This window comes from Meridianimarinicoccus aquatilis (assembly GCF_004358675.1).
In the GTDB taxonomy this organism is placed as follows: domain Bacteria; phylum Pseudomonadota; class Alphaproteobacteria; order Rhodobacterales; family Rhodobacteraceae; genus Meridianimarinicoccus; species Meridianimarinicoccus aquatilis.
This window is the reverse complement of sequence record NZ_SMZO01000082.1, coordinates 1-7,500: the sequence shown is the minus strand read 5'-3', so window position 1 is coordinate 7,500 and position 7,500 is coordinate 1. Positions and strand designations below refer to the sequence as shown.

Genomic DNA, 7,500 nt, shown 5'->3' with positions numbered 1-7,500 from the left:
CTCAAACCAGCTATGGATCGTCGGCTTGGTAGGCCATTACCCCACCAACTACCTAATCCAACGCGGGCTAATCCAATGGCGATAAATCTTTCCCCCGAAGGGCTCATAGGGTATTACTCTCCGTTTCCAGAGGCTATTCCCTACCATTGGGCATATTCCCACGCGTTACTAACCCGTCCGCCGCTAGATCCGAAGATCTCGCTCGACTTGCATGTGTTAGGCCTGCCGCCAGCGTTCGTTCTGAGCCAGGATCAAACTCTCAAGTTGAAACACCCGAAGGTGTATCCTTGACGTTCGAACCTCTGCACATCATTCAATGCGCTACCGCTTCGCTACTTGAGCGCAACAGTCTCGCACCAAACATCTTCTGTTTCTCGTGCATCAGTTTCCAAAGAAACGTGATACCGACAAACAGTGAAGCTGACACTTCATCATCGGACCCAAAAGCCCTAGAAGCGTTGATATGAAAGAGGCTGATCCATCGAACAGACCAAACCGCCCACATATCTCTTCAGATACTCAATTGTCAAAAAGCGCGGGCCCCGAAAAGCCCAGAGACAAAATCAACCGTGTACCGCCAAATCTACTTGGCGCTACCCGCTCAAATCTGCCCAAATTCTTGTTCCCGAAACCGCTTGGCTGCCTAAGCAACCGTCCGGCCCGTTCCCCGTCAGTGCGTCGCCGCCCCGTCGGTGAAGGGGTGTCTAAACAGACCAAACAAAAGGCGCAAGCAGTTTCTCACACAAAAAAGAACTTTTCATAAGAAAAAGAGAAAAGGTAGGTATATCATAGGGTTATGGGAGGACAGGACGCAGCGCCGGGGCGATAGGGCTCTCGTTGACCCAGCGCAAACCATCCCCTTCTTGCCGACTCGTTGCTCCAGCTATGAGTCGCTTTTTCACCGACTCCATCGACCACGGCAGAATGAACGTGCCGGGTTCCGGCCCGCCTGCTCTTTAGCGCACTGATCATCCGGGCCTGCTCACGTGTGATCGTTGCCCCGTCGGCAAATGTTTGCGCCAACGACATCGCTTGATTGCAGAGGCTGCTCATTTTTAGTGATGCCATACGCCGCAAAGAAGATCGCCGATTGGCTGGAAGAGCATAAAACCGTCGTTGAACCGCCCGACATCAACCGCCGCCATGTTGGGCCAGCGCATTCCGCCGGATCTGGGACAGAGTTGACCTGGGCGTCAGTGCCTCGGGTGAAACATGCAAATCCAACACCGCACCTGATGGCGATGCCAAAGCCCTGTCAAAAGCCGCTGCAAAATCGCAAGTGGATGCCACGCGCTCGGCATGGAACCCATGCGCCATGGCCAGAGCGACGAAGTCAGGGTTCATATCCATGGCTGTCGCACTGACCCGAGCGGGATAGTGCCGTTCCTGATGCGCGCGGATGGTGCCATAGATGCCATTGTTCACGATCAGGACGACGGGTTGCGCCCCGAATTGCCGCGCAGTGGCCAGTTCAGAACATGTCATCTGAAAGTCGCCGTCCCCCGCGAAGCACACAACTGTCCGCGCCGGATCGCTAAGTTTGGCCGCAATGGCAGCAGGCACACCATACCCCATCGCCCCCGACTGTGGCCCAAGCAGACGCGCCTTGGGTCCAAACCTGAAAAATTTGTTCGGCCAAACCGCGAAATTCCCGGCTCCGTTGGTCAGAACAACATCTTCTGGCAGCACGTCGGCCAGATGCGCTGTGACCTTGCCCATATCCACAGGGCCGGGCAGATCGTTCAGGCGGAACCCCTCCTCCCAACCGGCCCGCGCCTTTGCCCTCCATTCCGCCCATCCTCCACGGACCGGGCGTTCTGCCAAGGCAGCGGCGAATGTATTCGGGCCGCACTGAATGCCCAGCTCTGGTTGATAGACTTTGCCAAGCTCCAGATCGGAGCCATGCACATGTATCAGCCGCTGCTTTGGCACCGGCACCTCTAGCAAGGTCCATGCATCGGTCGAATTCTCGCCAAACCGGTTATTTATGGCCAGAATGACGTCGGCCTCGGTGATCAGCGCCCGCACCGAAGGTGTCATCCCCACACCCGCTTCACCGCAGAAAGTTGGCAGAAAGTTGTTGTATTGGTCCTGATAGCGAAACACTGACACGACGGGAATATCAGATGCCTCGGCGAACCGCTCCAGCGCGTGCGCGCCCTGCTCCGTCCAATTGCACCCCCCATACAGGATAAGCGGACGCTTGGCTTGCTCCAGAATAGAACGGGCGTGGTCCAAGACTTCCGGGGCACAGGTCGGTTCCGGGTAATGCGCCGGTCCGGTCAATGCCTGAACGGCAGTGATCTGGGTCAGCATATCTTCCGGAAGGGCAATCACCACAGGCCCCGGTCGCCCTGTCAGAGCCGTTTTCCACGCGCGCGCCACAGTTTCCGGTATGCGGTCCACGTCATCAATCTCGACTGCCCATTTCGCCATGGTGCCAAAGACGGCCCGATAATCGACCTCCTGAAACGCTTCGCGGCCGCGCATGTTGGTACCGACTTGCCCGACGAACATCAGCATCGGCGCGCTGTCCTGCTGCGCCGTGTGCACACCGATCGCAGCGTTGGTGGCGCCGGGACCGCGTGTCACCATGCAAATCCCCGGCGTCCCGGTCAGCTTGCCCCATGCTGCAGCCATGAAGCCTGCGCCGCCTTCGTGACGGCAATTGACGAAATCGAACTGGCCTTTGGTGTCATGCATGGCATCCAACACCGCGAGATAGCTTTCACCGGGAACGCCGAACGCTTTCGTTGCGCCAAGTGCCACAAGGCATTCCACCAAAAGCTGTCCGCCATGTCGTGTCATCCTGAGCCTTCCGTCGCTGCGCTATCATTTCCAAAGGTTAGAATCCGTATTCCCTGTGCACGCAACCATTGCCGCACCGCTGATTTCGCCCAAAATTCGCGCACCGACGTTAATTTGTGCGCGGCGCTTAGGAAATTGGCGGCGAATACTGCGAATTTGACACATCGATGCCTGCCTGCTGCCAGCTGCTGTTCCCTTGCGTCGGTCTATGACTAACCGAATACATGGATCTAAGATTCTTCGAAATATACCGCCGTGCGGATTATCTGATGCTGCTGCTTGAGGGCGCCGCCCTCAGCGCCGTTTTGACCATTTCGGCAGCGGTCGCGGGTATGGCGCTGGCCTTGGCCCTATCTGGCGTGCGCTACGCAAAAATCGGATGGTTTCAGCATATCGCGCTGGCTTATGTTGAATTCATCCGCAACACCCCTTTGATCGTGCAACTCTTCTTTGTTGCCTTCGGCCTGCCCATGCTTCTTGGGTATCAATGGCCATTCTGGGCGCATGCGCTTTTGGCCCTGACTTTGAATTTCTCGGCCTATTTTTCGGAAATCCTCCGGTCCGGTTATGCCACTGTCGGCACTGGGCAAACCGAAGCTGCGGCCGCGCTTGGCCTCAAGGGCCCGCAGATCTTCTTCAAGATCGTGCTGCCGCAAGCCATCGCCAAAACCTATCCGTCACTGGTCAGCCAGTTCATCTTTCTGTTTCTCACGACTGGCGTCATCGCCGAACTTGGCGTGAATGATCTGACCCAAGCCGGAAAGTTCATCGACAGTCGCACCTTTCGATCTTTCGAAGTCTTCTTCACCCTGACAATCATCTACATCCTGATGTCACTGTCCTTCAAAGCAGGGCTCGCACTGCTGCAAAAGCGCATGTTTCGCTGGCAGGTGGCCCGATGAAAGACCTTTTCGTTTCGATATTCGGCGCGCCCGAAGGCATTGTGTTGCTGCAACTTCTGACGGCAACTCAATTCACGATTTACTTGTCTCTGATCGCTTTTATCGGCGGCGGAACCGTTGGGGCCGGTATCACCCTGCTGAGGGTGCTGCCGTCAAAGATCGCGCGGCGATCAGCAACCGGGTATATCTGGCTGTTCCAGTCCGCGCCCCTATTGATGCTGTTGTTCCTGTTCGGGCTTGGCGTGCCGCGCCTTATTGGCGTGAACGTCAATGTCTGGCTCGCAGCAAGTGCAGCTTTGACCCTTTATACAAGTGCGTATCTGGCCGAGGTGTGGCGCAGCGCAATAGACAGCATCCCAAATGGCCAATGGGAAGGCGCATCGTCGCTTGGGCTGCGGTTCGGGCACACTTTACGGCATGTCATTCTTCCCCAAGCCATGCGGATTTCGCTGGCTCCCACAGTTGGGTTCCTTGTTCAGATTATCAAAGGGACTTCGCTGGCCTACATCATCGGGTTCTCTGACCTCATGAGTGTTGGAAAACGCTGGGCCAATGCCCCGGTCGAGGGCACCGAACCATTCATTATCTATCCGCTCATGGCGCTGATCTATTTCGCGCTGTGCTTTCCACTTTCCAGACTGTCTTTGGTTCTGGAAAAACGGCTCGGGACGGTCAAAAAAACGCCGCTCGTTGCCGCATAAAACCTCAACACGGGAGAAGACATGTTCAAAATCAAGACAATCGCGGCGGCTGCGTTGCTGGCTCTGCCTATTCTCGCAGGTCCTGCAAACGCGGACCTGTCAGAAATTCTTGAAAGCGGCACGGTTCGCATCGCCGTGCCAGAATCCTTCGCGCCCTTCGGCGCATTGGGTGCAACTGGCGAATACGAAGGGTATGATGTCGATGTTGCTAAACTGATCGCCGAAGATCTAGGCGTAGAACTGGAACTTGTGCCCGTCACATCGAACCAGCGAATTCCATTCCTCGAAACCGACCGCGTTGACCTTGTCATCGCCACAATGGGTGCCAACCCGGAGCGCGCGAAATCGATCTGGTTCTCGTCGGCCTATGCCCCGTTCTTCTCGGGCGCGTTTGCCGCATCGGACAAATCCATTTCGTCGGTTGCGGATTTGGCGGGAATGTCCGTCGGTCTGACCGGTGGCACGTTGGAAGATCTGGAACTGACTGCGTATTTCGCGGAACTTGGGCAGTGATTTCACGCGATCTCGGGCACGCGTTTCAGGCCATCGTGGGCAGCCATTTCACGGTCGTGGGCAGGCTGGTCGACTAGGTGCATTGAGTCAGGCCTGATCGGTTGGGTCAAGCGGTTTTGTGATGCTCATCTTTCTTCGCATGCTTTCTCCGGATAGGGCGAGGCGGTGGGCGTTGTGAACCAGCCGGTCGAGAATAGCATCGGCAAGGGTTGGGTCGCCGATGGCCTCGTGCCATTGATCGACGGGCAACTGGCTGGTGACGATGGTGGAGCCGCGGCCCTGGCGGTCCTCGAGGATTTCCAGGAGGTCACGGCGTTCGGTGGCGGTCAGCACCGATAGACCCCAGTCGTCGAGGATCAGCAGCTCGGTTCGTTCGATGGATTTCAGGACACGGGCGTGGCGCCCGTCGCCCCTGGCGATGGCCAGCGCCTGAAAGAGCCGGGGCACACGGTGATACATCACGCGGCGGTCGTCGCGGCACGCCTTGTGGCCAAGCGCGCAGGCGATCCAACTTTTCCCAAGCCCGGTCGGGCCGGTAATGAGCAGATTTTCATGCCGGTCGATCCAGCCGCTGTCGATGAGGTGCGCCATGACGGATGTGTCGATGCCGCGCGGACTGCGCATGTCGATGTCTTCCACGCAAGCCGCATGGCGGAGCGCGGCAAACCGCAGCCGCGTGGCCAGCTTCTTGGCATCACGTTCTGCCGCCTCTCGATCGACCAGCAATCCAAGTCGCTCTTCGAAGCTGAGGCTTTCGAACATGGCGGAGGCGCGACGCTGTTCGTCGAGCGCCTTGGCCATGCCGGTGAAGCCAAGGGCCTCCAGCCGGTCGGATGTGGGATGTGTCAGCATGGGATGTCTCCTTTTCAGTGGTAATACTTCTGGCCGCGTATGTTGGGGTGCTGCAGCGGCAGCTCGTCAGCGTCTGGTTCCAGGAACGCCTGATCGAGCCCGTTCTTCAGGATTGACCGGATTGAGGATACCGACCGCGCCTTGATGGCGACGCCCCGGCGACAGGCGGCATCAAGGCGGTCAGGTTCATAGCTTTTGGCCAGCGACAGCACGCCCATGCAGGTGCGGAAGCCCTGCTCGGGGTGCGGTCTGTCTTCCATGACGATCTGACAAAACGCGGCGACCGAGGGCCCAAGCTTCTCAGCGCTGGCCAGAACGCGCGCCGGGGTCCATTCCGCATGGCGGCGGTGCGATGACGGCATGTGATCGGGCACCGTGACGTGGCTGCGCCGCCCAGGGTTGCGGACATGGCTGGCGATGCGTTTGCCACGGTGGAAAACTTCGACCGTGGAATGGGTTGCGCGGACGTCGACCTCCTGCCGGATCAAGCTGAAGGGTACCGAATACCAGCACCGGTCAACCTCGACATGGTAGTCGGGTGCAACACGGGCTCGCTTCCATCTGGCAAAGACATAGGGATCGGCGGGCAGCGGTTGCAGGCTCGGGCGGTCCAGCGTGGCGAACAGATCGGCGCGGCTTGCACCGTAATCGCGCATGACCCGGGTGTTCAGATCGTCCAGCAGAGGCCGGATCGCGGCGTTCAGTTCGGCGAGGGAGAAGAACCTGTGATTGCGCAACCGCGCGAGGATCCAGCGTTGTGCCACCTGCACCGCCACTTCGACCTTGGCTTTGTCTTTGGGCTTGCGCACACGCGCGGGCAGAATCGCGGTGCTGTAATGCTCTGCCATCTCGGCATAGGTCCGGTTCAACCCGGGATCGTAGCGGTCGGGTTTGATGACAGCGGATTTGAGGTTATCCGGGACCACCGCCTTGGGCACGCCGCCCAGATAGGCGAACATCCGGGTATGGGCACCGATCCAGTCTTCCAGCCCTTCCGAGGCAACAGCTTCGACGTAGGTGTAACTGGACGCCCCCATGGTGGCGACGAACAGCTTCGCCGCATGCACTTCGCCAGTTTCTGGATCGACAATGTCGATCGTGTCGCCCGCGTAATCGACAAACACCTTCTCACCGCCCGCATGTGTCTGCCGCATACTTGGGCGGACACGCCCCTTCCAGGCGTCGAAATGCGTACAGAACCACGTGTATCCGAACCCGCCCGGATGCTGCGCCCGGTATTCCTCCCACAACAGCATCCTGGTGACACTGCGCTTGCGCAGCTCCTTGTCCATCGCGGCCCAGTCCGGAACAGGGCGATCCGGATCCGGCACGCTCGGCGAGGACGGGAACAGCAACAGTTCAAGGCTGTCGTCGTCCAACCCATCGGGAAGCGGCCACCTCAGGCCCGCGTCGCGAGCCCGCCGCAGATAGGTGCCCACACTTCCCTTCCCAAGCCCGAGCGACGCGGCAATCGACCGCTCGCTCAGCCCTTGGGCAAACTTCAATCGCAATACGTCCCGTATCCGGCGCATGGTCAAACGTCCTGTCGGCATTCCATCCCTCCTGTTGATACGGAGGGGGAGTATCTTCAGTTCGTCGACCAGTCCTGCCCATGATCACGTGAAATCAGTGCCCGCGATCGCGTGAAATCCGCGCCCGCCTTCCCGCGAAATCAGTGCCCACAATCAGCTGAAATCAGTGCCCGCCATCACGCGAAACGCGCA

6 protein-coding genes and 1 rRNA gene (1 of these 7 only partly in view) are annotated in these 7,500 nt (G+C 58.6%); 3 read left to right on the top strand and 4 right to left on the bottom strand.

Going from position 1 to position 7,500, the window contains the following annotated elements:
* Together E2L05_RS19165 and E2L05_RS19160 are read right to left on the bottom strand one after the other, a co-directional pair.
* Positions 1 to 267, bottom strand: a 16S ribosomal RNA gene (locus E2L05_RS19165); it reaches 1,197 nt to the left of the window's first position.
* A gap of 864 nt (positions 268 to 1,131) precedes the next feature.
* A complete protein-coding gene (locus E2L05_RS19160; protein WP_133344520.1) occupies positions 1,132 to 2,808 on the bottom strand; it encodes a thiamine pyrophosphate-dependent enzyme in 1,677 nt (558 codons plus the stop codon).
* A 224-nt stretch (positions 2,809 to 3,032) separates the two neighbouring features.
* Here E2L05_RS19160 and E2L05_RS19155 point away from each other — a divergent pair, with 224 nt between their 5' ends.
* Genes E2L05_RS19155 through E2L05_RS19145 form a run of 3 tightly spaced genes read left to right on the top strand, consistent with a single transcriptional unit; the run spans position 3,033 to position 4,924 of the window.
* Complete coding sequence (locus tag E2L05_RS19155) at positions 3,033 to 3,710, top strand: amino acid ABC transporter permease (protein ID WP_133344518.1); 678 nt, start codon at positions 3,033 to 3,035, stop codon at positions 3,708 to 3,710.
* On the top strand, positions 3,707 to 4,411 hold the full coding sequence (locus E2L05_RS19150; RefSeq protein WP_133344516.1) for an amino acid ABC transporter permease: 705 nt from the start codon (positions 3,707 to 3,709) through the stop codon (positions 4,409 to 4,411). Before E2L05_RS19155 ends, E2L05_RS19150 begins: the two co-directional genes overlap by 4 nt.
* Before the next feature lie 21 nt (positions 4,412 to 4,432).
* Positions 4,433 to 4,924, top strand: coding sequence for a transporter substrate-binding domain-containing protein (locus E2L05_RS19145; protein ID WP_133344514.1), 492 nt, complete (start codon positions 4,433 to 4,435; stop codon positions 4,922 to 4,924).
* An 87-nt stretch (positions 4,925 to 5,011) separates the two neighbouring features.
* Here E2L05_RS19145 and istB read toward each other — a convergent pair whose 3' ends face one another.
* Both istB and istA read right to left on the bottom strand, forming a co-directional pair.
* Positions 5,012 to 5,776, bottom strand: a complete 765-nt coding sequence (istB, locus tag E2L05_RS19140) for an IS21-like element helper ATPase IstB (protein ID WP_133343488.1) — start codon at positions 5,774 to 5,776, stop codon at positions 5,012 to 5,014.
* Positions 5,777 to 5,790: 14 nt separating this feature from the next.
* Positions 5,791 to 7,329 (bottom strand): IS21 family transposase, encoded by a 1,539-nt coding sequence (istA, locus tag E2L05_RS19135; RefSeq protein WP_133343487.1) that lies wholly within the window; start codon positions 7,327 to 7,329, stop codon positions 5,791 to 5,793.
* Positions 7,330 to 7,500 lie beyond the last annotated feature (171 nt).